Raw genomic sequence first — 25937 nt, 5'->3', positions numbered from 1 at the left:
CCGAGCAACTCAGCTTTGATAGACTCAGGACATGCCCAAGGTGCTCGGTAAGGATTCGACCTGCTCCATCGCCCGCAGCCTCGGAGTGGTCGGCGACAGCTGGACGTTGCTGATCATCCGGGAGGCGCTGGTGGCAGGGTCCACACGTTTCCAGGAATTCAGAGACGCCTTGGGCGTCGCCCCGAATGTGCTGACCACACGGCTGGCGAGTCTGGTCGACGAAGGCCTCATGACCCGCACCACATACCGCGAGCAAGGGGCCAGGACGCGCGAGCAGTACGTCCTGACGGATGCCGGCCGGAGCCTGAGTTCCGTCATGGCGGCACTGGCCGAGTGGGGTCGCTCCCACCGCCCCAGGCCGGACGGCACGTCTCCCCAATTCATGACCGCGGACTCCGGAGCGACGGCCCAGCTGGCATTCGTCGGTGCTGACGGTGAGAAACTGCCGCCGGAGGGGCTGGTCGCCGTGCGCACCCCCGACGTCCCCCCGGCGGACTGACCCGCCCTGCAAGGCGGCGGGCCCGCACACGATGGGCCCGCACGACGGCGGTCCCGCCCCGCGATGGGCCCGCATGGCAGTGGCAGCGGGCCCGGACGAAGCGACTGTGGCTGCGGCAGCGGCAGCGGCCCACAACGCGCGCAAGCGGACCACCGCCAGGAGGGACTGGACCGGTCGTGGTGTGCGATCGCCTGGCGACGACGCGATTCGTATGGGAGCCACGAGGGGAATCCCTCCCGCCGGCCCGATGCGAATGCCTCGCCATTGCGACTGTGTACGGCTAAGGGCCGGGCAACGCTGACTTGCCGACGACGTCTGTCTGCTGGTGCACTCGCAGCGGAGCCGGCACAGCGGCCCACACCTGGATCAGATGTTCCTCGACGGGATCCCGCCCCGAGGGGAGAGCGATGAGTTCGTTCGCCGCGTCCCTTCCTCTCGCATGGACGCGGACCCGGTAGGGTCCAGGGCCGGCCACGGTGAAGTCAGGCAACTCGCTGAGCCCGTCGGTAGGCATCGACGTGGACAGACGAGGCCGGCCTCCCAGGGTGAGGCTCGCTTCGACGATCTCGTCCCAGTCCTCACGGTTTACCGTAGGCGGTGGTTCAGAAAGGACCTCGACCGTCACACGAATTTCTCCGGAATTCAAACGGTGACTACGATGGCGAATTCGCCCGGGTCTGCGGGATACCCATCGGCGTCCAAGACCCCTACAAGGCCATTGAAGTCCCTGAAGGACCAGTTCCCGGCGTCATACTGGCCACCGTGAATGTAGTACTGGCTGTACTCCACGAAAATATTCCGCGTCACCGGGCCCAACGCCATTCCCCCCACATAGAACGGGCCGCCCTCAACGGCCCGAATCCACACCTGAAACCCGGAAATAATACCGCCCTCCCGACAGGATCAGGCAGCGACAGCGTTGCGGGTGGTGGCTCGGCCTTCGGCGAAGCGTTGCCGGGCGACTTGCAGTGCGACGTTCATCACGTCGCGAGTGCCGGTGGACACGCACAGCGTGTCGGTGTGGTCTTCGAGGCGCTGCCGGGACTCGGTGTTCCCCGTCCGCGTGGCGCCGGGGACACGGACAGCAACGGCGACCCGCTGGCGCGGGGCGCGTCGCGGGTGCCTGGCCCTGTGCCGCGGTAGCTTACGCGGGTGGTGGTGCCAGGCGCGGGCCGGAACAGACCGCCCCGGCCGGCGCCCAGCCGGGGCTGGGCGGTCCTGTGCGGGTGGCGCCAGCGCTTGGTGGCATGGTGAGAGTGGAGGCGCGGGTCCGGCTTGACCATCGCGGTGAGTCGGCGGCCGGCACGAGGTGCCCCGTGCCCCGTGCCCCGTGCCCCGTGCCCCGTGCCCCGGCGAGGATCATGGATCGCACGGGATCCACCGTGCCGTTCGGACCCGTACGGCGGGGGCGGCGCACTCGCACCAGCGAGCGATGGAAGGATGGCGGGATGACGATCAAGGTGTACTTCGACATCACCATCGACGACGTGCCCGCAGGGCGCATCAACTTCAACCTCTTCGACGACGTGGTCCCCAAGACCGCGGAGAACTTCCGCGCACTGTCCACCGGCGAGAAGGGCTACGGCTTCGCCGGCTCCTCGTTCCACCGGGTCATCCCCGAGTTCATGCTGCAAGGCGGCGACTTCACCCGTGGGAACGGCACCGGTGGGAAGAGCATCTACGGTGAAAAGTTCCCAGACGAGAACTTCACTCTCAAGCACGACCGACCCGGCCTGCTGTCGATGGCCAACTCCGGGCCGAACTCCAACGGCTCCCAGTTCTTCATCACCACTGTCGTGACCTCGTGGTTGGACGGCAAGCACGTGGTCTTCGGCGAGGTCGCCGACCAGGACGGTCTTGACCTCGTCAAGAGGATCGAGTCCCTGGGCTCGGGCAACGGCGCCACCAAGGCCAAGATCACCATCGCCGAGAGCGGCGCGGTCTAAATCCCCGAAGCACCGCAGGAGGGTGCAGCACGAGGTGGACACCACGCTGCCCAACTGATGTGCACGCGGTGTACACGGCGACGGACGCGGACCCGCTGTCCCAGGTCGTGACCGGCACGACACGGCACCCGACCTTCGTGGCGCTCCGCACCCGGCGCGCCACCGTCCTCTGGCCCCGCCCAGGAGACACGGGCCGGGAAGATGTCCATGGTGGTGCGAGCATGCCGAGCACGCTCGCACCACCGACGCCTGCATGTGCCCGCGCCTGGAAGGCGTCCTCAGGCCGAGCCGCCGCAAGGACAGACCCCCGAGCAGTCGGCCGCCCTGCGGCACGTGCCAGGCGGACCCAGGGCCGCCTCCGGCCGGCGGGATCGGGCCCCCGCCCGAGGCGACCGCGCATTCTCCGTGATCGAGGACGCACAGCCGCCGCACGGACCAGCCGACGTGCCGTCTGCCGACCGACGGCTGTCCGCCACCCGCAACGGAAGCAGGGCAACCGAAGGACCCGGTGCTGGGAACGGAGACCGGCCTGGAGGGGGCAGGGTCAAGGCGCGACCACCCCGGACTGAGCTCGTCAAGGAGACCGCTCGCCACCGCCTGGCCGAGCACGAGAAGGCCTGGGCCCTATCCGCGAAGCTCCGGCGTCACAGCCCTTCGAGCGATCCGCGTCACACGGGCCGAAGCAACGGAAGGCCGCCCGTCGGCGTCAGTGTCGCAACGAGGCCGAATACTCTGTGCAGCGTGCCGACCTCGACCTACCACGTACGCAAGACCTCGCTCGGTCTCAAGCGCAAGTACCGGATCTGCGCCGACGACGGGAACGGGAAACCGGGTACGTCACTCGGCTACGCCGAGAAGCAGCTGAAGATGTCCGAGAAGCTGGACATTTATGCTGACGAGCAGCGCGGCGAGAAGCTGGTGAGCATCCGGGAGAGCTCGAAAGGCTGGCTCGCCGCCCTCACCGGCTACGAGGCATTCGACCGCGAGGGCCATGTGCTCGGCTCGTTCGGGGTGCTGCCGAAGAAGTCGCTCGACCGCACGACCTGGGAGTTCGAGCAGCCCGGCTTCGGCAGGCTCACCGGTACCGAACGCAGCATCGCGACTGCGCGGGGCCGGCGGCTGCTGATGCTTTTCGACACGGTCGGAGAGATCGCCGGTGCCTTGGTGAAATACCACTTCGACTTCACGCGGGACGGCGAGCCCGTCTTCAGCATCGACAAGCCCAAGGTGTTCGACGACTGGTACCGCCTGACGGTGCACGAGGACGCCGTCGACAGGCAGTTGCTTTTCGCTCTGGCGGTGACGATGGAGGCTCGGCTACGAGGCTAAGGGTTGTCCCGTAACTCAGCACAAGGCTGGCGAGAGTGCCGCTACCGGATCAGCCTGTCCGGGTCCGTCCGGATCTACAGCTCCGCTGAGGCCCTCACCAATTGGGGCGAACTGGACGCCCACAAGGCACTCACAGCAGTTACGGGACAGCCCTTAGCTTCGGAAGACCCGGCGGCCTGCCGCAGCGCAGCAACGGCATCCGACACCAGCAGCGCCGCCCAGAGGGCGCCCTCGACCCGAGTGGCCGAGGCCGTACTCCGGCGCGGTTTCCACGCTGCCCCGTCCCCCCGCCACCCCCGGCACGGCGACGTTCTCCGCGAGGCGTTGGACGCTCCGGCGCCCGTAGCCGTTGGGATCACTACGCCCGACAGCGTGCGACCGTCCGGCGCTCCTGTCGCCACGCAGGTCGATCTGCCGAAATGAGCCCGCCGTGCCGTTCGCGGCCTATGGGTTCCTGCGGAGTTGCGGCAAATCGCGGGAGCGCGGGTGCGCTCGTTGAGCGCCTGCGGTCCTCGTCCGGCCTGGTGGTGACGCCCGGCGCGCGCAGAGGGCGATCGGTCGGTCGTCAGCGGTCCTGACTGGTACGGGCCGTAGGACCGGGTCTGCGACCTGTTCCGCCGATGGCAGCGGAACGGCACCCGGCATCCGGTCCTCGCCCGGCTCCAGCTCCTGGCCCGTGCGAAGAGTGTGATCACGTGGGATTTGGGCATCGACTCCGCGATCCGTCGCGCCCACCAGCATGCGGCCGGGGCCCGCGAGCAACGCGACCCGCGGAAGGAAGCACCGGGTGACGTCTCCACCGAGCCCCGTGATCACAGGCCAGGAAGTTCGCGAGACGGTCCACCACCAAGCGCTACCCCGCCGTCAGGCGAGGTCAGAAGCCAAGCCCGCCCATGGCACGTCGTTCAGGTAATGTCAGGCGCCGGCTTCCTCTCCCTCCGTCCTGTTCCGTTCGAGCCCCGCTTCAGCGCGCCTGGCACCCACGGTCCATGACACACGTCACAGGAACCCGCCAGACCGGTCGGACAGTAATCCACGTGACTCAATCAACCCACGCCCGTCTCCGTGAAGGTGACCCGACCGCGCTCGCCGAGGCGTTCCGGGAGCACGCGGACGCCGTGTACCGCCATGCCCTGTGGTCCACAGGGAACTGGGCCACGGCCGAGGACGTCGTCTCCCTGACCTACCTGGAGGCGTGGCGCTCGCGTGAGCGGCTGCGCCCGGAGGAGACCGGCAGTCTGCGGCCGTGGCTGCTGGGCATCGCCACCAACGTCCTGCGCAACACGTCCCGTTCCGTCCGGCGGCACCAGAGAGCCCTCGCTCGGATGCCACGCGCCGACACCGTCCCGGACTTCGCCGACGAGGTGACCGGACGGCTGGCCGACGCCGAGAAGCTGGCGGCGGCCACAGCCGCGCTGGAGGGGCTGCGGCGCACCGAGCGCGAGGTGTTCACCCTGTGCGTCTGGGGCGGGCTGGACTACGCCTCCGCCGCCGAGGCCCTGGGCATACCCGTCGGCACTGTGCGCTCCCGGCTGTCCCGCGCCCGCGCCAAGCTGCGTGACTCCGTAGGGCACACAGCCACCCGGCGCGACGACACACACAGCGCACGCGGCCGGGAACTCCGTGGAGACAGCGGACAGATACAGCGCGGAGACAGCATTCCGACTCGACTCACCGAGGAGAACCTCGCATGAACGCCCTGTTCCGGAGCCGCTCTGACACTGCCACCCCGTCCCCCCGTCCGGCGGGCCCCGCAATCGAGAATGGGAACCAGCAGTGGCAGGAGGCCCGCGACCGCACCGAGCTCGCCACGCTGCGTGAGATGGCCCCGCCGCCCGTCGTCCCCCGGCTTTCGTCCACCCGTCACGCGGAGCTCGAAGCACACCTGCTGAACGAGATCAACGACACGGATGCCACGTCCGAGGTCGCGAAGTCCGCCACGTCCCGCCCCGCCGCGCGCCGCCCCTCGCCCTTCGGCCGGCTGACGCCCGGCCGGTCGATGTCCCTCGGGGCGGCAGCCGCTGTCGTCGCGGCGATCGTGGCGGGGTTCGCCGTCACTGGGAGCAGCGGTCAGACGGCCGTCGCCGCGCCCGCCCCGCTCAAGGTGGAGAGCTCCCGGGCCACCGTGCCGCTCTCCACCGTCGCGAAGCGGGCTGCCGCCCTGGCCGGCTCCCCCGGCGCCGCACACCGCGGGACCCACCTCCGGGAGTGGGCACTGGGGATGTGGGACGACGGCAAGCACAAGCCGGAGGTGGTACCGGTGGACGAGTCCCGTGACCGCTGGAACGCCGACGGCAGCGGCGAGGTGGAGGACTTCAAGGACGGCCGGGTCATCCGCCGTACGCACAAGCCGGCGGGTTCATGGGAGAAGTCCGCCTACTTCCGGAGCACGCCGCCGAGCACCGTCCGCGGCCTCGCCGACTACCTGGCGGAGAAGAACCCGGACACCCGCGGCAGCGCGTACTGGACGATCGATTCCCTGGAGTCCATGCTGCGTGAGTGGACGCCCGGCCCTGCCCAGACGGCCGCGATCGACGGCCTGCTCGCCGAGCAGTCCGGCCTGCGTGACCTCGGTCCGGTCAAGGACCGCGCGGGGCGCCAGGGCCAGGCGTACGGCGTGGACTTCAGGGGAACGGTGCGGTGGACGATCATCCTCGACGAGCACACCGGACGCGCCCTGGGCACGGAGCTCTCCAGCGTCAAGACCGACCCGAAGATGCAGCTCAAGCCCGGTGACGTCGAGCAGTACGACATCTACCTGGACTGAGGCCGCACATCTGGGTCACCGTCAGGGCCGCGGCACCGGGCCCCATGGGGAACCGTCGATGCCGTGGCTGACGTCCATTCGGCCCGGTGGTTGGGGCCATGAACATGGACGTCAGATGACGGCCGAGGACCACGCTCACTGACGACGCCCCGTTACGCAACGGTTCGCTGCGTAACGGGGGCAGTGAGTCGTCGGGGCACCTCACAGGCGGGTGAAGAAGCCCAGGTGGAGCCCGAGCCACTGAGCCTTTGCCAACTTGCGCCCGGTAGCGGCTCAGTTGGTTCGACACATGAGTGAAGCCTCTGGTAGACGGGTTCACGACCAAGATCACCCGATACCCACCAGAGGCTTCACGTGCTTGTCTACCGGTGCGGGCTGGACGTGTCCAGTCGGTCCTTGACGTACCTCGCCACTCGTCTGCGCGAACACCGTCGCCGGATCGGAAGCCGCTGGCGCCGGCTATCGGTCGGCCGTCAAGCTCTGCTGGTGTTGGCGCATCTGCGCAACGGGCCTACGTACGCCCAGCTCGCAGCGGGTTTCGAGATGGGGACGAGCACGGTCTACCGCTACATCAGCGAGGCCGTCGACCTCCTGGCCGCCCTCGCACCGACCCTCGACGAGGCTGTCCAAGCCGCATCGACGAAGGCTTACGTCCTGCTCGACGGGACTCTCCTGCCCATCGACCGGATCGCTGCCGACCGGCCCTACTACTCCGGCAAGCACAAGAGACACGGCATGAACGTGCAGGTCATCGCCGACCCGTTCGGCCGGCTGCTGTGGGCCTCGCCGGCACTGCCTGGGGCCGTCCACGACGTTCGCGCAGCCCGGGAACACGGCATCATCGATGCTCTTGCCCAGGCCCACCCCCCCTGCTGGGCGGACAAGGACTACCACGGCGCCGGCGGCACGATCCGGGTCCCCTTCCGCGGCCGATGGGAGGCTCACTCCGCCGGTCAGCAGGCCGTGAACCGATCTCAGGCCAAGATCCGAGCCCTCGTCGAGCAAGCCATGGCCACCCTCAAGTCCTGGCGACTACTCCGCAAACTTCGCTGCTCGACCACCCGCATCACCGGCCTCGTCCAGGCCGTACTCACCCTGCATCACGCCAGCTCAACCGCAGGTTGAAAAAGCCTCACTGTTCGAAGGACTGCAGGCGCGGTTTGAGGCGGCGGACGCGGTTCAGCTCCCTGTCACCGACGAACGCGGTCTCAGCGTCTTGGTAGTAGCGGAACACGTTGGCGAATTCGTTGCTGGTGGGTAGTCCCTGTGCGCGGAACTGCTCAATGCTCATCGGGCGATAGAGCACGGGTTCATTCAGGGCCTTGGCGAAGTTGTCCGGAGTGCCCGAGCCCGCTCGGAATCCGCGTTGCGCGTGATGGCCCGTACGGCGAAGGGCGCCGCGGGGATCGTCGAGGACAGCCCGGACCAGTCCGCCTCCCTGATTGCCGGTAGCTCCGAGGACGGCAATAACCTTCTTGTCAGTCATTTCTTACTTTCCATCGGTTCGCCTGCATTGCTACTCACGATAGAAGTGTGATATTTGCTGTCGAAGCGTCCGCTTTATTCGATGGCGACGTTGATTGTTCCGACATCCCGCCTGGTGTTCACCGTCACCGTGGGAAGTCCTGGAGCACGCCTTGCCACAGCTCCGCTGTCTCGCGCACGCCGCGCCCGGCAAAGCGGAGCACGCGATCGGCCCGGCGATGAAGAAGCCAGTAGAGCCGGGCTCCGGACAACGCGAGTGGTCCGGCAGCCGGCAAGCCGTGGCGCCGACACCGGTACGCGTACATGGTAACTATATTTGACTGTCAAGCTTTATTACTATCTTGCACCTGCCACGGAAACTCCGACACACACATCAGCACGGCGATGAGGAGGTCGGCGCACCTTGGTTACGACGGGTGGGCTCACCTGTCCGCGCGGCGTCGGCAAGACCCGGCACCATGCTCAGGCGAGATCTCTTCGGCGGTGGTGCGGTGCGGGATGCCGTTTGCGGGATGCCGTTGATGTACAGCGAGCCCACAGCGGTCGTGGAACCGCCACACGCGGAGGTGGTATACCGCGCGCCCCGTACCCCTCCGAGGATCGGCGTCCGCAGGTGGCTCCAGGACCGAGGATGCCTGCCGGACCGGGACAGGCCGGCGACTGTCGCCACGCCGGCCGGGAGTGATCAGCAGGGCCACGGCGGCTGCCCTCGCCGGCGCGGCGGCCTGAGATGGCCGGCCGGAACGTGGACCGTGATCGACGCAGCCGGGGCTGCTGGGTCGATCACTTTCGAGCATCCCCGAGGCGACGCGGCCCGACTCAAGGCGATGCGCACCGCAGATCTCTCCGGTGGCCGCTCGGAGCAGCGCCGCTTCTGCCTGCGAGGCGGGGGGACGATCGGGTGCCTGCCGTCCGGGATCCGCTCCCGCCGGCCGAGCGGAACCGGGCCTGAGGGGTGACGAACATGCGGACGTCATACCTGCCACATAAAATGACAGAAAATGGCAGGAAGGCCACGCCGCCCGCTCGGGCGGCGATTGAGCATGCGGGCCACCGAGCGCCGGTGCAATGCCGTCACCCTGAACGTGCGGGTGTCCGCTCGAAGGATTCCCGTTGGAGCGTCAGTGCCACACATACCGCAGTGATCAAAGGCCCCTGTCAGAGCGGTTCTGAGACGTAATACGCGACTGACCTCCGGCACCAGATATTCATGGCCGCTCCATGCACGGGGGTCGTGTGCCAAAACGGCGAACAGGAATGAGAGGAAAGCACCTGATGAGTGACGCAGGACAGAGTGCGGACCGTGTGGTCATCGTTACCGGTGGTACGCGAGGCATGGGCCGGGAAACGGCGGCCTATCTCGCCAGGAACGGCTACCAGGTTGTGGTGAACTACGCCGGGAACGAGGCCCAGGCCACCGACACGGTCGAGAGCATCGTCAAGGACGGTGGCGTTGCTGTGGCAAAGCGTGCGGATGTCTCGGATGAGACCGCGGTGTCCGCCATGTTCGACCAGGTCGAGGCGGAGTTCGGCGGAGTCGATGTCGTAGTGAACGCGGCCGGGATCATGCCGGTCGGCCCGATGGTCGACTTCGACCTCGACGCGTTCGACCGGCTGCTCCGCGTCAACCTCCGCGGCACCTACGTGGTGAACCAGCAAGCCGCGCGGCGACTCCGTGCCGGCGGGGCGATCATCAACTTCTCCAGCTCGATCACCAAATTCAGCCGGCCCGGTTACAGCGCGTACGCGGCAACCAAGGGGGCCGTCGAGGCGATGGCCCTGATCCTGGCGCGCGAATTGCGCGGGCGGGACATCACCGTGAACGTGGTGGCTCCCGGGCCCATCGCCACACCGCTCTTCTTCGAGGGGAAAACCGACGAGGTCATTCAGCGCATCTCCGCCGAACCACCTCTGGGCCGCCTCGGCGAACCCGACGATGTCTCAGGCGCCATCGCCTTCCTCGCCGGCCCCGGCCGTTGGATCAACGGCCAGGTGATCTACATCAACGGCGGAGCCATATGAGAGGCGCCTTGCCAGGGACTTGGACTGGCCGGCCCCACGATGAAGGCGAGGAGCCGCCAGGCGGGCCTCCTACTGGCGGGCGCTCCTTCCACTGCCGTGAAAGTAGAAGGGCGGCAGAAGGACAAACGCCACCAAGGCGATGCCGGGGTTGATGGCCCAGCCGAGTCCGCCCCCGAGGAGGTAGACAATGACCCCGACGATGGAGTGGGCGAGGCCCTCGGGGACGAAACGGGGAGCAGTGGTGGCGTCGAGCAGGCCGGGGTGGCGGGCGAGGTGAAAGTAGATCCATCCCCAACTGGCGCACATCGCGGCGGCGATGATCGCGTAGAGGATGACGGCGGTGCGCACGTCGTTACTGTTGAACTTTTCTTGTAGCGCTTCGGCGAGTACGCCCGTCGGAAAAGGCAGTGCGGCCGTAGTGAAGAGCAAGGATAGGTTGGCCACGTGCAGTTCCCGGTCCATGATGCGAATTCGGGTGAACGCCTGATGGTGATTGAGCCAAATGACGCCGATCTAGGCGAATGATGTGAAGTAACCAATATATACTGGCCATTGGTGCAGCAGCGCGTGCGACAGTTCACTGCTTTCGTGCTTCGGCGTCACCAAGCCCAGGGCGAGAAAAGTGATGGCCACGGCGAAGACCCCATCACTGAACGCCTACACCCGCCCGGCGTCGGTTGCCTGGAAGGTACGGCGAGCGCCCGACCTTTCGACGCAGAGGGGTCGGTGGCCATGAGGCTCCTTTCGGTGAGGCGTGTGCGGGCGGCTCGGGACGGGAGCAGTGGAGTCTTCTGATGACCGTGAAGCAAGCTTTGCTTCTCGTGCTGATAACACGATGGTGTGCGGAGTGCGTCGCACGGTCAAAGACACCAACATCGGTCCCTCGTCGACGTGCCGGCAGCACATACTGCCTGACCTGAGCCATGGGGACGGGGACATTCCCGGGGCAGGCTGCGTTCTCATGCGGTGAGAGGGTGGTTGTCGTGCGGGGCTCTCGATCAACCCAGGAAGTAGTCCACGCCAAGGGAGACAACCGACGGCGACGCCAAGGACGACTGCCGGAGCCACCTGGATCCCTACGGTCAGCAGCATCAACGGCTCAGCAGCGTAAGAGGCTCATCGAGCCGAGTAGGGGAACCAGCAGCCAATCCCGAGACCCGACATGACCTCGGCCAACTGCCGCCGGCCGCCGAGGGCCACTGCGGCGGATACGACCGGACCGCCGACGGCGTCCAGGAAGTGGCCCGAGTGCAGCTGATCGAGTTCGAGCAGACCGTGGATCCACTGGCCGCTCGAACAACCGCCCAGCAGAAGGGTCAGAACAGGCATGTCGCCTACCCGTTGATCCTCGGGGTTTCCGCGTTCACACCGGTTTCCGGCAGCAGCCCGGTCAGCATGGAGCAGGCCACCCCCCTGACTGACGATGTGGCAGGTGGTCGAGGCCGACACCGCAGGACAGCAATGGTCCCCGCCTTGGCCCTTGGGCCGGTCAGGGGGCTTCATCTTCAGCGGGGCGCCCTGCTCAGTGCCTCTGATGACCCGTCACGATCAGCGAGGGGGTGGCTCCTGCCGGGGCCGCGGGCGCGCCGGGAGCCCCGGGCATCACACCACGGGTTCTCTCCACGACTACGGGTGCAGCTTCTCACCCTTCGCCAGCATCGCTACGTACTTCTCGATCCGGCGCGCCCGGGTCTCGGCCTTCTTGGCGTCCTGGATCCGGTACAGGATGGCGAAGCGGTTCTGCCGGTCCAGCGTCTCGAAGAACGCCGCCGCGGCCGGGGCGTCGGTCAGCGCCGCCATGAGGTCCTCCGGCACTGCTGAGGTCTTCGCGCCGTCGTAGGCCGCCTCCCAGCGGCCGTCCGCCTGAGCGCGGTCGACCTCGGCCTGCCCCGGCGGATGCAGCCGGCTCTGCTCGATCAGGGCGGCCACCTTGTCCCTGTTGACCTTGGACCACCTGCTGCTCGGCCTGCGCGGGGTGAACCGCTGGAGCCACCAGTGGTCATCGAACTTGGCCTTCTGGCCGTCGATCCAGCCGAAGCAGAGTGCCACGTCGAGTGCCTGGGCGTAGTCCAGCGCGACGATTCCGGGGCCCTTCTTGCGTAGCTTGAGCCAGACGCCGGGCGAGACGGCGTGGTTCTCGCCGAGCCATGCCTCGAATGCCTCGGCGGATTCGAATGTGAGGATCTCCAAGTCCTGAGTCATCCCGGCAGCGAACCACACCCGGCCGGCCATGACACGGGCACGGCCCCGGGCTTGCTCGACGATTTGACGTTGCCCCTCGGCCTCGACGGGGTGTCCGTCGCGCGGGTCGAGCGGCTGGCTGCTGCCCGCGCCGGTCGTTCACCGAGCAGATCCCCCCACATACAGGCCAGCACCCGGCTCACCGCCCGGCCGCGCACTCCCGCCGGGCGCCGGCCGCGCGGCGCGGGATCCACCGTCCTCCGGGCAGCCTGCGACCTGCACCTCTCCTGGCCGAACATAGTGGACGCCTTGCGCATGCAGGCCCGGACACGCTGCGTCACCACCCGCCGAGCCCGCGGACACCTCTGCACCCCTCAACCTTGAAGACTCCCGTCCGGATCGCCTGGTGGACTGCGGCGATCCGGACCCGGTCAGTGCAGACCGGGCCGGTGCAGTCGCGGCCTCGGCCTCGGCCTCGGCCGCAGCGTAGGTCGGCGTAGAGATCCGGCTGCGCAGTCAGGCCCAGGCAGACGAGGCGCCGGCAGTACTCCAGGGCGCCCGGCCGATCAGGATCGGCGCGCGGTCGTTCCCGTGTCCACGAGGGAGCCCAAGAACGGACGACGCGAGGGCCCCCTCAACGAGGTGCTGGCCGAACTCGCTCCGCCGATCCAGCGCTGAACCGAGGCGCCTGCGCTACTCGGTACACCGAGCGCGGTGTACCGACGGACCGCTGCTGGCCGGTCCGCCGAACACGAAGCTCAAGGCTCTCGGCCTCGCCCTCATCACCGTCCGTGCCACTCGTCGCCCACGGTCCCCGCGCCCGCCCGACGCGGCATGTCGGTGACACGTCGCAACCGGTGCCTCGCACGCGTGCAGGAGCTACTCTCACGGCTGATGCCGGATGGTCGGATCCGTGGCGCTGAGACGCGCGGGTCGTGCCCGTGCCTCCTTCGCGTTGAAACGCCGACGCATGGCAGGGCAAGCGGGCGCGTCGGGAACAGGGGTCCGGCCGGCACGGTTGCATCGACCGAGCGATCCGCGGCGCGCTCGGATACCGCAGGGTCGTCAGTCCCACCAGGCTCCGGACCCCAGGATCGCGGTACGCCCACCATGCACGTAAGACCACGACGTATTCCTGCAGGAGAACTTTTTGATGAATGACCGGCCCTTGACGCTCATGGCAGTACACGCCCACCCCGACGACGAGGCCACCGGAACCGGAGGGGTCCTCGCGCGGTACGCGGCGGAAGGCATCCGCACGGTCCTCGTGACGTGTACCGACGGCGGTTGCGGTGACGGACCGGGGGGTGTCAAGCCGGGCGAGCCAGGGCACGACCCGGCGGCCGTCGCCTTGTTGCGCCGTCACGAGCTGGAGGCGAGCTGTGACGTCCTGAAGGTCAGCGATCTGGAGATGCTGGACTATGCCGACTCGGGGATGGCGGGATGGCCGAGCAACGACGCCCCCGGGTCCTTCTGGCAGACCCCCGTGGCGGTAGGCGCCGCCCGGCTCGCGGAACTCATGGAGCACTACCGGCCCGATGTGGTCGTCACCTACGACGAGAACGGCTTCTACGGCCACCCCGACCACATCCAGGCCCACCGCATCACGATGGCGGCCCTGGAGATGACCGCGCTGACACCGAAGGTGTACTGGACGACGATGCCCCGCTCGGCGATGCAACGGTTCGGGGAGACGGTGCGCGAGCTTCAGGAGGACATGCCGGAGCCGGATCCTGCCGAGGCCGCCGCGATGGCCGAGATCGGCCTCCCCGACGACGAGATCACCACCTGGGTGGACACCACCGCATTCAGCGGTCAGAAATTCGACGCGCTGGCCGCGCACGCCAGTCAGGGCGAGAACATCCTCTTCCTCAAGATGGGCAAGGAGATGTTCGGCGAGCTGATGGGCGTGGAGACCTTCGTACGGGTCAAGGACGCCACCGGAGGGGCCCTGCCCGAGAACGATCTCTTCGCCGGACTGCGCTGATCTGTCCGTCCGACCGGGGCCCGGGAAACGTCGTGGGTGGCGCAGTGCGATCAAGTGGACCACCCGCCCCTAAGACATGCCCACGGGAGTTCCGCTCCAACAGTCCCTTCCAGGCCCTCGCCGGCAGTGGCGAAGCGTGCCCGCTCCCGACCCGATAGCGCGCTCGTCCACACACCACAGCACGGGTGGGAGACCTGCGGGCTGCTGACTCGAAAGGTCCAGTCCGCAGGTCGGTCTCGGTGGAGCGGACTGGCCTGGCGGAGCACGGGACCTGCGGGATTGCGTACGCGCGGGCTACCGGCGCTTGGAGACCGAACTGTATGACGTCGCTGTTCGCTGGACGGCTCGTTGACCTGAGCCACCGCCCGACCGCTGCCCCGTCACCTCGTACAGGTGACAGAGCAGCGGGCCGAATGCCTGCTGGGTGTGGTACCGCGGATGTCAGTTCACGCAGGTGAGCCGGGCCAGTCCCCAGTCCGCGTGGTCGTAGTTCTTGCCGTCGCCTCCGTCGCCTACGGACAGGCTCAGGGTGTGCACGCCGGTGACGTCGGCAGTCAGGTCGACCGCGCTCTGACCGCCGTGGACCACGTCGGTGGCCGCGAACTGCTTGCCGTCGTCGCCGAGCACGGTGAATGTCACACTGCCCTGCCCGCCCGTCTCGTCGTCGACGCCGACGTGGGCCTCGAAGCTGGTGCAGCGCCCCTGGAGGTCGATCTGTACCTGGCCGGGCGCGTTCATGCCCAGGCCCTTCGGGTACATCGTGCCGCCGATGGTCAGGGGGTGTCCGTCCTGCCCGCCGGCCTCTCCGTTGGACTGGTCGCGTTCGACCGGTCCGTAGCCGTTGGTCTCGGTGACGAAGGGCTGGTCACTGGCGTAGACCGTGCCGTGCAGCGGGATGGAGACCTGCACGACCTCCTCCACGTGGAGGGGCGGGGCCTTCCCGCCGGCGGGGTTGGCGTAGGTGGCGACCACGGGTACGTCGACCTCACCGCCGGGTTGGTCCTTGCCGACCGTCACCGTCCAGTGGCCGTCGAGCGCCTGGCCCGCGCGGAGCGAGCCGGTCCTCACCTCCGGGCCACTGGCGCTCCAGCCGGCGGGGAGGCGGTCGCTGTCCACCGTCATCCGCACCTGGTGCAGGGCCGTTCCCTGCGGAAGCTCGAAGGTCGCGTCGATCCCGACCTTCACGCCGGGGCCCGCGGTCGTGGTCGAGGGGTCCAGGGTCAGGGAGGTGGCCGGCGCGGTGATCACCGGGTTCTCGCAGTCGGTGCGGCCCTTGGTGGCGGGGCAGGCCAGGGCGGCGAACCCGCCGTTGGCGGCTGCCGGGACCGTGAGGGTGTCCTTGGCGGTCACCGTCCTTATCGTGCGCTGCAGTTGGCCGTTGCTGTCGCCGACCGTCTCCACCAGCCACTTGCCCTTGCCGAGGAAGCCGAGCGGCGCCTTCATCGTGTCGCTCACGCCGGCGAGGATCCCGCCGACAAACCAGCGATCGCCGTTGCGGCGGGCGATGACGGCCTGCCGGTCACCGGCCGGTTGGGCACCGGGCCCGCCGGAGACCAGGTGCGTCTCGTCCCAGGTGGTGGGGAGCTGTTCGAGGTAACGCTCGGCAACCGGTTGGGCCGCGAAACCCTCCGGGTTGTCGCCCAGCGACGTCCAGCCCGACTCGTAGACCACGGGCAGCGCCAGTTCGTGCGCCAGGGAGTCCTGCCGGTTCGGGCGGGAGAACCACGTCGGGGTGTAGTCCATCGAGCCGACGATGTTGCGGGTGAAGGCGAGGAAGATGTCGCGGGTCGGGTTCTGCCCGTTCTCCTCACCGCGGACCGCCTCGACGCTCATCACCTGCGGCCAGGTGCGCTGCAGGCCGCGGGGAATGGTCGCGCCGTGGAAGTCGATCATCAGCTTGGCCTTGGCCGTGTCGTGCAGGATCGCGTCGTACCACTGGAAGGTGGACTGCGAGTCGGAGTCCATGTAGTCGACCTTGACCCCCGCGACGCCCCACGCCTTGAGCTTCGGGAACCAGGTGTCGCGCTGCTGCTGGGTCTTCAGGTCGGTCCAGGCGAACCACAGGATCACGTCGACGCCCTTGGCCCGCGCGTAGCGGACCAGCTCCGGGACCCAGCTCGCCTGCCATCCGGCGTCCACGAGCGTGTACTGCAGTCCGTGTTCGGCCGCGTAGTCGACGAAGTCCTTCTGCCGGTCGAAGTCCCCGGGGCTGGACCCGTTGCTCAGCCAGGACCAGTCGTCCACGCCCGGCCGTATCCACGAGGTGTCCTTGAGCTTCGACGGCGGCGCGAGGTCGTCCACGAGGGTCGAGCCGACCACGGTGTCCAAAGTGCCCACGATCGCGGTGCGCCACGGCGTCGCCAGCGGCCCGTCCGAGGTGACGGGCGCGTCCGACGCCAGTGCGACGGAGTACGCGCCGCTGCCGTCGGTATGGTCGAGGTGGCTCCCGGAGTACCGGCCGTCGACGTCCGCCTCCGTCAGCAGAACATACGTGCTCCCGGCCTCGAAGAGTGTCGGGTAGCCGAACGAACAGGTGTCGCCGGTGCACGTACTGGGCTGGGCGGCGTTGGCCGCGCCCGCGGTGGTCTCGGTCCGCTCCGTCTCGTAGCTCGGCGAGTACGGCTGGACCCAGGCCTTGGCCTGGGTCGGCAGCTCGAACGTCGAGGCCTCGCCCGTCACGGTCACCGGAGCTTTGCCGTCCAGCAGATATCTGTAAGCGACGCCGTCGTCGGACACCCGCACCGCGACGCCCAGTTGGGCGCCGTCCGAGGTGCGGAACGTGAAGGTCGCCTCTTTCATGGTGGCCGAACGCTGGAGCTGCTTACCCGTGGTCATTCGGTAGGACTCGTGGACCGTGTGATCCTGACGCTTCACCAGTCGCAGACCCGTCGTCAGGTCGTACTGCGTGGTGCGGAGTCCGAGCCGGCCCGGCAGCAGGACCGGCACGCCGCCGCGGTCCACCGCGAGGTGCAGCTCACCCGCGGAATCCAAATCGAGCTGTGCGCTCAGCGTCGAGCGGCCGGGGTCATTCACTGTCCACGTGTCGGAGGAGTGCTGTGCGGCGGTGGACGGCACGGCAGCCGCCACGGTCAGCCCGCTGCCCAGAAGCGCCGACAGGGCCACGCCGATCACCACGTGCCGGAGTTTTTCACGCCTTGGTCGCATGCATGTCCTTTGCTTCGGACTACCGAACGAGGAAGGAGCCGAACCTGATCGGCCTCCGTCGTGGGCTCGATAGTCGCCAGGCGAACATTAACGAACTTTTTTCCAAGTAACTCCCCCACATGTCACCGGACTCCCACACACACGTCAAGCACTTGGGCCGAGTTCGCTGTGGCTGGTAGCCGCCCGCGCCGCGCGGTGGATCCCGCCTGCGGACCACGCCGGCTCCGGCGTCGGCGGTCAGCGGCCCACCGGTCACAGGGCCGCTGCCGTGACCAACGCGCCCAGCGGCTCGGCGCGTTGGCAGAGCAGGCCACCGCGGACACTGACGGCCTGAGCACTGGCCGGCTGGGCATAGCGACGGACTCAAGGACGCCGGCCACCAAGGGCGCTCCGGGGGTGTCGAGTTCACCCGCCGAGGCCGATCGTCGCGGGGTTGAGGCAGTTGACCAGGTCGGCCGGCGCCCGGCCGATGGTGCGTCCGGCGTCCGTGACGACGCGATCTTCGACGTTCTTCTGCCGGTCGACGTCGTCCGGCTGGGGCATGTTCACGTCAGCGCCCGGCGGACCATGACGAAAGTGACGGGGCCGGAAGTCTCTCCAAGGGTTCGGGCAACCGCGTCCACATAGGAGCCATGACGGGCAGACATAGAGCGGTCGGGAAGTTTTCCTTCCAGCCAAGACCCCTTCCACGCGACGCGGACGAACCACCGATCGTCACGATCGTCCCTGCTCAGCGCGGTTCCCACAGGAGTCGCGATCTCAGGGTTCCACACACGATCGGCCGCTACGACGTCACCTCGTCGCACAGCGCGTGGTCGGTCAGAGCCTCCACTCCGCGGTTCACCTTGTCCTGGTCGATCAGCGCCGTGGTGGTGGTGATCGCGAGGGTCACCGCGCGGCGACCGTCGGCGGACACAGCGGGGCGGCCGTATACGCCGAGGCCGTCCCCCTCGTGCATGGAGTACGTACCACCGCAGCTCAGCGGGATCACGCGCAGCCCGAGACCGTAGCCGCCCTGGGTGCCGGCAGGCGGGACGGGGAGGTCGTCGTACGGGACGGTGGTGCGCATCTCGGCCCACTGGGCGGGCGGCAGCAGCTTGCCGGTGGCGAGGGCGCTGAAGAAGGTGTCGAGGTCGGCGGGGGTGCTGACGACACCGGAGTCAGCGGTGTGCTGGAAGCTCTGGTCGGTGAGGTCGAGGAGCTTCCCGTCGGGCCCGGTGGTGGTGACGCGCTCGTGCGGGCCCACGAGATAAGGGTCAGCGCCTGGGATGTAGGTGTGGCGCAGCCCGAGCGGAGCGATCACGCGGTGCTCGACCGGTTCCTGCCAGCTCTGGCCACCGCTCGCCTTCTCCGCGATCATCGCGGCGAGCAGGTAGTTGGTGTTGGAGTACGCCCAACGGCCGCCGCCCGGCGTGAAGAGCGGCGCGTGGCTCATCGCGATGGCGACGGGAGCGGGGTGGGGAGAGCTGGAGAGCCCCCGGCGGCAGGGGTGCGGATCGGTCGCGGGTGGGTAATCCGGCCGGACCCCCGTTTCCGCGGGCGCCGGTGGTGCTCGCCACCGGACCGCCAACGTCGGCTCGTTAAGCGGGGATCACGGAGACAGAGCGCGAGCGCTTCGAGGCCTTGGGGTCGAGCAGTGGCTCGGCAAGGGGTCCCCGCGCATCGCCACCCCATGGAGTTCGTGAGTTCGTGCCCGACAGCGAGGATCCGTACCTCGACAGCACGCACTGCGCGCTGAGAACTCTTCCCGGAATGAGCGTTCGGGTCAGGAGTCGATCTCCCAGTGGGGGGTGTCGGCTCGGGCGATGCTTCCGGCGCCTCCACAAGAACTGCAGGGCCCCTGCCGGATGACAGATCCACCGTGAGGTAGGCGCCCTGGAGCCACTCATGGGGCAAGGCGGCCTTCAACGACCCGGTGTGCAGGAACTCGTGCATCCGTTACCGATCCTGGTGCTCCACAACGACCGCGACGGAGCCGTTCTCGGTGCCCCGGCCGGCGATCAGCCGATTCACACCGAGCGCGCGGGCAACGCGGCGGTACGTGTCGGCGTCGCCGAGCGCCAGCTCGGCGTACCGCCGGGGCCGACCGCGCTTGTCCCGCACGGGCGGTACTGCTTCGAGCAACGGGAGGCGACGGGCGACATCGTTGCGTTGCCGCCGGTCAGCCGGCCGCGAGGGGGACGCGTGTGGCGTCAGTGATCGGGGGATGCCCGCGGGCCGCCCCGCCCCGTTCGACAGGGCTGCGGCCCCTCTTGGAGCGCCCTTGGAAGAACAGCTCGAACTGCTCTCGAACTAGGTAGCACGTGACGGTATTCACCAACCGAAGCTGCATCCTCCCGGGCGATCCTGGTGCCGATCAGCCGGCATCTTGAGAGGCCTCAAGCATGAAGATGAAAGACTCGGTTGTCGCCATGGCGGCGATCCTGATCGCCGCCGCAGGCAACAGCCCAGCACAGGCAGCCTCCGTCCACTACATCAAGTCCACGGTCGTGACGGCCGAGTCCTCGTCGGGCCACGGCTGCGAGGCGTGGCTGCAGTGGACCGGCACCCGCGCGAAACCCTCTGTCCGCACGCGCGGCGAGTCCTGGGGACACCACTGTCTGGTCGATCTGTACCGGAAGGGCCACCAATACCACTCGTGGCACCTGGACTACGAGGGGGACGTCAGCTCCGCACACCGGATGTACACGGGCATCACATGGATGCCCGACCACGGCTATCAGGCGCGAGCCTGTCTCGTGACCGACAGCGGCAGGAGGTACTGCGGCAAGCCCTGGTGACAGCGCCCTGCGCCGGTAAGCGCGCTGGACACGTACGTTCGTGACCACGTTCGTGACCAAGTCGGTGATGTGACCTTGTCGAACCGCGTCGCCGAAGCCGCCATATCTGACGCCACATGAAGGCTCTCCCCCACACGTTACCGGTGCCGAGTGGCGCGCTGAAGGTGGCGCTCTGGTTCTGCGTGCCCCGATCGCACCGACTCGCCCCTGCCGGCACTCGCCATCGCGCCGGTCGCCGGCGTCGACACCGGAGTGACCGCTGAGGATCTCACGCCATATGCTCACTCACTCGGCCGCGACCGCCAGCGGATCGGGCGAAGCCTGTACCTCCCGCGGGGCAACCCCCTGAGCACCAGTGATTCAAGAAGCCCTGACACAGTGCGTTTCCTGCGGTGTTGCGCCGGATCTTCGATCCCTTGGTCAGGAGAGTTCGATGCGCGAACGGCTTGAGGTCGATGATTCGTTGTGCGGGCGTCCGGCGGGCATGCTTCGGGGGCCGGCCCGAAGGCCGGACCCCATCCAGCCGGCAAGGGGCACGTGTCGGCGGCGTGTGATGCGCCCCCCGGTCACCGAGACGCGGGCACGGCACCGTACGCGATCCGGACTGGATCGCCCGCCGCACCCGGGCAGACAGCGAGTGGCAGAGTGTGAACACCGAGCAGCACGATGCGGACGCTGACGCGTACGGACAGGATCCGGCCCACACCGACCGGCACCAGCGCAAGGCCGGAGGGCGCGGTTCACCGCTTCGGCGCTACCGCTGGATTCCGGCATCCAGGGCGGAGGCGCGATCACCGGAGATCTCGTCGTTCCTGACGGCCTGGCTCACCATCTGGAGTGTCTGCACATCCAGTGACAGAGCGGCTGCAGCCACGTTCTCCTCCAGGTGTGAACGCTTACGGGTACCGGGGATGGCGATGATGTCGTTCCCACGTGCCAGCAGCCAAGCGAGGGCGATCTGGGCGCTGGTCACCCCCAGATCGGTCGCGATACGAGTGATCCGCTCGACCAGTGCCAGGTTGGCGTCGAGATTCTCCTTCTGGAAGCGTGGGAAGATCCGGCGCAGGTCCTGCTCTGCGATCGCGTCCGCAGACGGTACTCCGCCGGTCAGGAGTCCCCGGCCGAGCGGCGCGTACGACACAAATCCGATCCCCAGCTCTCGGACGGTCCGCAGCACCCCGTTCGTCTCCACCTCGCGGGCGAACAGTGAGTACTCACTCTCCACGGCGGACAGCGGAGCCGCGGTGTGCGCCCGCACGATGGTCTCGGGCCGCACCTCGCTGAGTCCGAGGTAGCGCACCTTTCCTGCGGCGACCAGTTCTCCCAGCGCGCCGAAGGTCTCCTCCACCGGCACGCGGGGGTCGACCCGGTGCTGGTAGTAGAGGTCGATTCGGTCCGTATTCAGGTTGCGCAAAGAACGCTCAACACTGACGCGCACATATTCGGGACGGCCGTTGGCCGGGCCGATCGTTCGTCCCTCGTCGTCCATCTCGGCGCCTCCGAACTTGGTGGCGACAAGGACCTGGTCGCGCCTTCCGGACAGCGCACGCCCCAGCAGCCTCTCACCCGAAAAGGCGCCGTAGTGGTCAGCTGTGTCGAATGTCGTCACGCCGAGCTCGATCGCACGGTGGATGGTCCTGACGGATTCCATGTTGTCCGCGGCCCCGTATGAACCTGAGAGTCCCATGCAGCCAAGGCCTTCGGCGGACGAGATCAGTCCCTGGCTCCCTAGCGACCTGGTATCCATGATGTGAAGCCTTTCCGTATCGAAATCATCGAACGACGAACGACAGTGGGACATACTCAAGTGAAAGAGAAATTCCCGTCACGCAAGAAGCTGGAGGCCTGAGATCAGCCGCCACATCAGCCTCGTTCTCCGCGTTCCAGTAGTTCAACACATGGACCCGTCCTCAACTTGTCCACAAGGGTTGCCCAGCGGTTCCTAGGAACGCGACTGCTAGGCTCAACGTATGGCCACCGCCCCCACGGAATCGCGATCGTGAGCACGAAACGCAATGCCGAGCTAGGTTCCTTCCTCATGGCATGCCGAGCCCGCCTGAGTCCGCATACTGATGGATCCAGGGCCGGAGGACACCGGCGTGTGCCGGGCCTCCGGCGAGAGGAAGTCGCGGATGCCGCCAGAGTGAGCCTCGACTACTACGCCCGTCTCGAACAAGGCCGTCAGGTCACCGCTTCCCCGTCGGTGCTCGACGCCTTGGCACATGCCTTGCGGCTGTCCGAGGAGGAACGAGCCCACCTGTACACGCTGGCGGGCGTGGCACATGCGGACACTCCGGATACCGACGGCGCCGAAACCGCCACGGACAGCAGGGTTCGACTGGTCCTGGACGCCCTCGGGAGTACGCCCGCTATCGCGTGCGGCCCTTACCTCGACGTGCTCGCCGCAAATGAGGCAGCGGTCTTCCTCTTCACCGACTTCGACGCCCTGCCACCGGGTGAAAGAAACGCCCTGCGCTGGATGCTGATCTCACCTTCCGCCCAAGATCTCTACGGCGAACAATGGGAGCAGTCCGTCACCGAGATGGTAGGAATGCTACGCATGAGTTCAGGACGCTACCCGGGAACGGACCGGCTGGACGAGGTCGTGGCAGAACTCGAACGAAAAAGCACCCTCTTCAGCCGGCTGTGGCGAAACTACCAAGTATCCGAGTGGCGTGCCGAGCAGAAGACCCTGCTCCACCCGGACGCAGGAAGCCTGCGATTCAACAACGCATCCATCACGGTCGACGGTGTTCCGGGAGTGACGATTTTCCTCGTCATCCCCGATGACCAGGCAGCCTTCGTGAAAGCACGCGAAGAGGCCAAAGCCCTGACAAACGAAAACAGGGCGTAGCCGGCAGTTGCCACGGGACATCCGAACCGTCGTAGGCCAGGACAATCTCGAATCCCACCGTATTTCTCACTGCTTCGTCGGGGTTCCGTGCACGTCTTGTGGTGGGTCGGCCGTCGGTACGCCTCGCCGGTGGTGAGGGCTCTTCCCGTCCCGCCGGGTGGTGGGCCGGCGATTCCTCATCTTCGAGCAGGCGGCCGGGCCGGGACGTCTGCTTCGATGCACCGCCAGGCGAGCCGGTTGTTGCGCGGGGTTCCAGAACCCCCGCATGCGGGCCGGGATGAGCCGGGTGCTGCGGGGGCCAGGCGGGCCACGTCAGGGGCCCAGCAGCTCTTTGCCGATCGGTGGGTTCAGAACCTCGATGACCTCCTTCGGCCGCATGGTGCGGCTCCACCCTCTCAGCTCAGCTGCTCGGCCAGTCCGACGATGATGCCCGCCGGGCCGCGGAGGTAGCAGAGCAGATAGGTGTCCTCGAACCGGGCGATCTCGCCGACGAGTTCGGCGCCGTGAGGGCGCAGTCGGGCAACGGTGTCCTCGATGTCGTCGACGGCGAACATGACGCGGTGCGTGCCCAGAATGTTGTGCGGCCGGTTGCGCGGCCCGGCGCTGATCACCGCGGGGCTGCGGTACTTCGACAGCTCGAGCCGGCTGTGACCGTCCGGGGTCCGGACCATCGCGATCTCACATCGGACACCGTCGAGTCCGGTGCACTGGTCGGCGAAGAGTCCCTCGACCTCCGCCCGGCCCTCCAGCTCCATACCGAGTTCCACGAAGAACGCGATGGCGGCATCCATGTCCTCGACGACGATGCCGACGTTGTCCATCCGCTGAATCGCCATGCTGGTTTCTCCTTCTTCCTCGTGCAGCCGGTGGTGGCCGCTGATCCTCCTGGGACGGAGCCAGTGAGACGTTCTCGACCGGCGCGATCCGGGGCCGCGCTGATCCCCGGCAGGCCCGCACATCCGGGCATGGGGATGCACATCGTCACGGTGCCTGTGCGAACAAGCTCTGGTACGTCACCGCCGAGCTGAATCTCGTCGCCGAGGTGTACGCGCCGACGAAGCGATCCCGGCGGCCGGCGCCGGCACCCAGTGCGCCACCCGTGGGTCCGGGATCACCTCACTCCTCGCAGTATCGCGGCGTGGCATGGATCACTCACCGCTGGGCCGGCCACCACCCGACGACCCTGATCACGTGATCATCCGCCCGTACTTCTACTATCAGTTTTGATGTTGTCCGGCGGACGCTGACGCCCGTTTGGTCGTGCCCGCCGCCAACAGCGACACAAGACGACGCCTGCCACCGCGTGGCGGTGGAGTCGAGCATCGAGGAGAGGAACGTTCATGCGTGCCCGGAGCATCGCCGCCGCCACCGCAACCGCATTGGCGCTGGTGGGCGCCCGTGACCTCGTGCAGAAGAAGCACGCATTGCTCCGGAACTTCCCCGTGATCGGACACGCCCGCTACCTGTTGGAGACGATCGGGCCGGAGCTGCGGCAATACATCGTGACCTCCAACGACGAGGAGCGCCCCTTCAGCCGTGACCAGCGCACCTGGATCTATGCGTCGGCGAAGGGGGAGAACAACTACTTCGGGTTCGGAACCGACAATGACGTCGAGCACATGCAGGGGCACGCATACGTGAAGCAGCGGACCTTCGCCGGCCCGCTGCCCGACGTGCATGACCCGCAGGCCCTGCTGCCATCGGCCAAGGTGCTGGGCGGGCCGCGCGGGCGCGCCAAGGCGTTCCGGCCTGCGAGCGTGGTGAACATCTCGGCGATGAGTTTCGGTTCTCTCTCCGGCGCGGCGATCACGGCGCTCAACAAAGGGGCGGCGCTGGCAGGCACGATGCACAACACGGGAGAGGGCGGCCTCTCGCCGTACCACCGCAATGGCGGCGACCTCATCCTTCAGCTCGGGACGGCGTACTTCGGCTGCCGCAACGAGGACGGCAGTTTCAACCTCGACAAGCTCAAGCACGTGGTCGCCGGCGCCCCGGTCAAGGCGATAGAGATCAAGCTCTCCCAGGGCGCCAAGCCAGGGCTGGGCGGGTTGCTGCCGGGCGCGAAAGTGACCCCGGAGATCGCCGAGATTCGTGGAATCCCGCTCGGTAAGGACTGCGCTTCCCCGTCGCGGCACACCGCGTTCAGCGATGTCGACTCGATGCTCGACTTCGTCGAACTGCTCGCCTCCGAGACCGGCCTGCCGGTCGGAATCAAGAGCGCGGTGGGAGAGATGGGCTTCTGGCAGGAGCTGGCCGCGCTGATGGCGCGTGGCGACCGTGGCGTCGACTTCGTGACCGTCGACGGCGGTGAGGGCGGCACCGGGGCGGCGCCGTTGATCTTCGCCGACTCGGTGTCGCTGCCGTTCCGGATGGGCTTCTCGCGGGTCTACGGCACCTTCGCCGAGCTGGGGCTGACCGACGACCTGACCTTCATCGCCTCCGGCAAGCTCGGCCTGCCCGAGAACGCCGTGGTCGCCTTCGCTCTGGGTGCCGACATGATCAACGTGGCCCGTGAGGCGATGCTGTCGATCGGCTGCATCCAGTCGCAGAAGTGTCACACCGACAAGTGCCCCACCGGCGTCGCCACCCAGAACCCGCGGCTGAGCCGCGGCCTCGACCCGACCTCGAAGGCCACCCGGGCCGCTGTCTACCTGCGCAGCCTGCGTAAGGAGCTGATGAAGGTCTCAGCGGCCGTCGGCGTCGCTCACCCGGCACTCATCACGGCCAACGACATCGAGATCCTGAACGGTGACTACGACGCCCGCACGTTGTCCGGTGTCTACGGCTACAAGGACGGCTGGGGCGAGCTCGGCCCGCACCTCGCCGAGGACATCACCGCACTGATCGCCACCCAGCCGGCCTCCGAACCGAGGCCGGCTGTCTGACACGCCGACGGCGACGAGTATCGCGCTCGACGTTCCG

Annotated in this window: 21 protein-coding genes and 1 pseudogene; 12 read left to right on the top strand and 10 right to left on the bottom strand. The window is 67.8% G+C overall.

All coding sequences use genetic code 11. From position 1 onward, the window contains the following. Positions 1-31 precede the first annotated feature (31 nt). Complete coding sequence (locus OG310_RS35440) at positions 32-499, top strand: winged helix-turn-helix transcriptional regulator (protein ID WP_329459949.1); 468 nt, start codon at positions 32-34, stop codon at positions 497-499. 903 nt (positions 500-1402) lie between these two features. On the opposite strand, the gene OG310_RS35435 is transcribed toward OG310_RS35440, so the two are convergent. Beyond that, the gene (locus tag OG310_RS35435) at positions 1403-1735 is read right to left on the bottom strand and encodes a DUF5133 domain-containing protein (RefSeq protein WP_329460526.1); all 333 of its coding nucleotides are present in this window, start codon (positions 1733-1735) and stop codon (positions 1403-1405) included. A gap of 212 nt (positions 1736-1947) precedes the next feature. On the opposite strand from OG310_RS35435, the gene OG310_RS35430 reads away from it, so the two are divergent. The 5 genes from OG310_RS35430 to OG310_RS35410 all read left to right on the top strand — a co-directional run bounded on the left by OG310_RS35430 (position 1948) and on the right by OG310_RS35410 (position 7666). Continuing rightward, positions 1948-2445, top strand: coding sequence for a peptidylprolyl isomerase (locus tag OG310_RS35430; RefSeq protein WP_329459948.1), 498 nt, complete (start codon positions 1948-1950; stop codon positions 2443-2445). A 741-nt stretch (positions 2446-3186) separates the two neighbouring features. Continuing rightward, the gene (locus OG310_RS35425; RefSeq protein ID WP_329459947.1) at positions 3187-3774 is read left to right on the top strand and encodes a hypothetical protein; all 588 of its coding nucleotides are present in this window, start codon (positions 3187-3189) and stop codon (positions 3772-3774) included. 1037 nt (positions 3775-4811) lie between these two features. Continuing rightward, positions 4812-5468 (top strand): RNA polymerase sigma factor, encoded by a 657-nt coding sequence (locus OG310_RS35420; protein WP_329459946.1) that lies wholly within the window; start codon positions 4812-4814, stop codon positions 5466-5468. Continuing rightward, the gene (locus OG310_RS35415; protein ID WP_329459945.1) at positions 5465-6541 is read left to right on the top strand and encodes a CU044_5270 family protein; all 1077 of its coding nucleotides are present in this window, start codon (positions 5465-5467) and stop codon (positions 6539-6541) included. The genes OG310_RS35420 and OG310_RS35415 overlap by 4 nt, the downstream gene beginning before the upstream one ends. A 354-nt stretch (positions 6542-6895) precedes the next feature. Next, entirely contained in the window at positions 6896-7666 is a 771-nt protein-coding gene (locus OG310_RS35410; protein ID WP_329459944.1) for a transposase family protein, read from the top strand. Positions 7667-7673: 7 nt separating this feature from the next. Here OG310_RS35410 and OG310_RS35405 read toward each other — a convergent pair whose 3' ends face one another. Further along, positions 7674-8027, bottom strand: a complete 354-nt coding sequence (locus OG310_RS35405) for a hypothetical protein (protein WP_329459943.1) — start codon at positions 8025-8027, stop codon at positions 7674-7676. A 1274-nt stretch (positions 8028-9301) separates the two neighbouring features. Here OG310_RS35405 and OG310_RS35400 point away from each other — a divergent pair. After that, complete coding sequence (locus OG310_RS35400; protein WP_329459942.1) at positions 9302-10048, top strand: SDR family oxidoreductase; 747 nt, start codon at positions 9302-9304, stop codon at positions 10046-10048. 69 nt (positions 10049-10117) lie between these two features. On the opposite strand, the pseudogene OG310_RS35395 reads toward OG310_RS35400, so the two are convergent. From OG310_RS35395 to OG310_RS35385, 3 genes and pseudogenes are all read right to left on the bottom strand, one after another. Then, positions 10118-10693 (bottom strand): annotated as a pseudogene (locus tag OG310_RS35395) (TMEM175 family protein); the annotation flags it as partial. Positions 10694-11164: 471 nt separating this feature from the next. Next, positions 11165-11377, bottom strand: coding sequence for a hypothetical protein (locus tag OG310_RS35390; protein WP_329459941.1), 213 nt, complete (start codon positions 11375-11377; stop codon positions 11165-11167). A gap of 297 nt (positions 11378-11674) precedes the next feature. Beyond that, positions 11675-12250, bottom strand: coding sequence for a YdeI/OmpD-associated family protein (locus OG310_RS35385; protein WP_329459940.1), 576 nt, complete (start codon positions 12248-12250; stop codon positions 11675-11677). Positions 12251-13382: 1132 nt separating this feature from the next. Here OG310_RS35385 and OG310_RS35380 point away from each other — a divergent pair. Continuing rightward, entirely contained in the window at positions 13383-14216 is an 834-nt protein-coding gene (locus OG310_RS35380) for a PIG-L family deacetylase (protein WP_329459939.1), read from the top strand. A gap of 441 nt (positions 14217-14657) precedes the next feature. Here OG310_RS35380 and OG310_RS35375 read toward each other — a convergent pair whose 3' ends face one another. The 3 genes from OG310_RS35375 to OG310_RS35365 all read right to left on the bottom strand — a co-directional run bounded on the left by OG310_RS35375 (position 14658) and on the right by OG310_RS35365 (position 18816). Next, complete coding sequence (locus OG310_RS35375; RefSeq protein WP_329459938.1) at positions 14658-17381, bottom strand: glycoside hydrolase family 97 catalytic domain-containing protein; 2724 nt, start codon at positions 17379-17381, stop codon at positions 14658-14660. A 405-nt stretch (positions 17382-17786) separates the two neighbouring features. Beyond that, positions 17787-17930 carry a hypothetical protein gene (locus OG310_RS35370; RefSeq protein WP_329459937.1) on the bottom strand — a complete coding sequence of 48 codons (144 nt, stop codon included), beginning with the start codon at positions 17928-17930 and terminating at the stop codon, positions 17787-17789. Between the two features lie 235 nt (positions 17931-18165). Further along, positions 18166-18816 carry a serine hydrolase domain-containing protein gene (locus OG310_RS35365; RefSeq protein ID WP_329459936.1) on the bottom strand — a complete coding sequence of 217 codons (651 nt, stop codon included), beginning with the start codon at positions 18814-18816 and terminating at the stop codon, positions 18166-18168. Positions 18817-19298: 482 nt separating this feature from the next. Here OG310_RS35365 and OG310_RS38660 point away from each other — a divergent pair, with 482 nt between their 5' ends. Together OG310_RS38660 and OG310_RS35355 are read left to right on the top strand one after the other, a co-directional pair. Continuing rightward, the gene (locus OG310_RS38660; RefSeq protein WP_443078809.1) at positions 19299-19580 is read left to right on the top strand and encodes a hypothetical protein; all 282 of its coding nucleotides are present in this window, start codon (positions 19299-19301) and stop codon (positions 19578-19580) included. Between the two features lie 185 nt (positions 19581-19765). Further along, positions 19766-20161, top strand: coding sequence for a hypothetical protein (locus tag OG310_RS35355; protein ID WP_329459935.1), 396 nt, complete (start codon positions 19766-19768; stop codon positions 20159-20161). A gap of 754 nt (positions 20162-20915) precedes the next feature. Here the strand turns inward: OG310_RS35355 and OG310_RS35350 are convergent. Beyond that, positions 20916-21908 carry an aldo/keto reductase gene (locus tag OG310_RS35350; protein ID WP_329459934.1) on the bottom strand — a complete coding sequence of 331 codons (993 nt, stop codon included), beginning with the start codon at positions 21906-21908 and terminating at the stop codon, positions 20916-20918. Positions 21909-22160: 252 nt separating this feature from the next. On the opposite strand from OG310_RS35350, the gene OG310_RS35345 reads away from it, so the two are divergent. Continuing rightward, positions 22161-23015: a helix-turn-helix transcriptional regulator gene (locus OG310_RS35345; protein WP_329459933.1), complete on the top strand. Its 855-nt coding sequence runs from the start codon at positions 22161-22163 to the stop codon at positions 23013-23015. Between the two features lie 395 nt (positions 23016-23410). Here OG310_RS35345 and OG310_RS35340 read toward each other — a convergent pair whose 3' ends face one another. Further along, positions 23411-23851, bottom strand: a complete 441-nt coding sequence (locus OG310_RS35340) for a VOC family protein (RefSeq protein WP_329459932.1) — start codon at positions 23849-23851, stop codon at positions 23411-23413. A 504-nt stretch (positions 23852-24355) separates the two neighbouring features. On the opposite strand from OG310_RS35340, the gene OG310_RS35335 reads away from it, so the two are divergent. Further along, positions 24356-25900: an FMN-binding glutamate synthase family protein gene (locus OG310_RS35335; protein WP_329459931.1), complete on the top strand. Its 1545-nt coding sequence runs from the start codon at positions 24356-24358 to the stop codon at positions 25898-25900. Positions 25901-25937 lie beyond the last annotated feature (37 nt).

This window comes from Streptomyces sp. NBC_01497 (assembly GCF_036250695.1).
GTDB lineage: Bacteria > Actinomycetota > Actinomycetes > Streptomycetales > Streptomycetaceae > Streptomyces.
The sequence above is the reverse complement of the archived record's forward strand: the minus strand, read 5'-3'. Positions and strand labels throughout refer to the sequence as shown.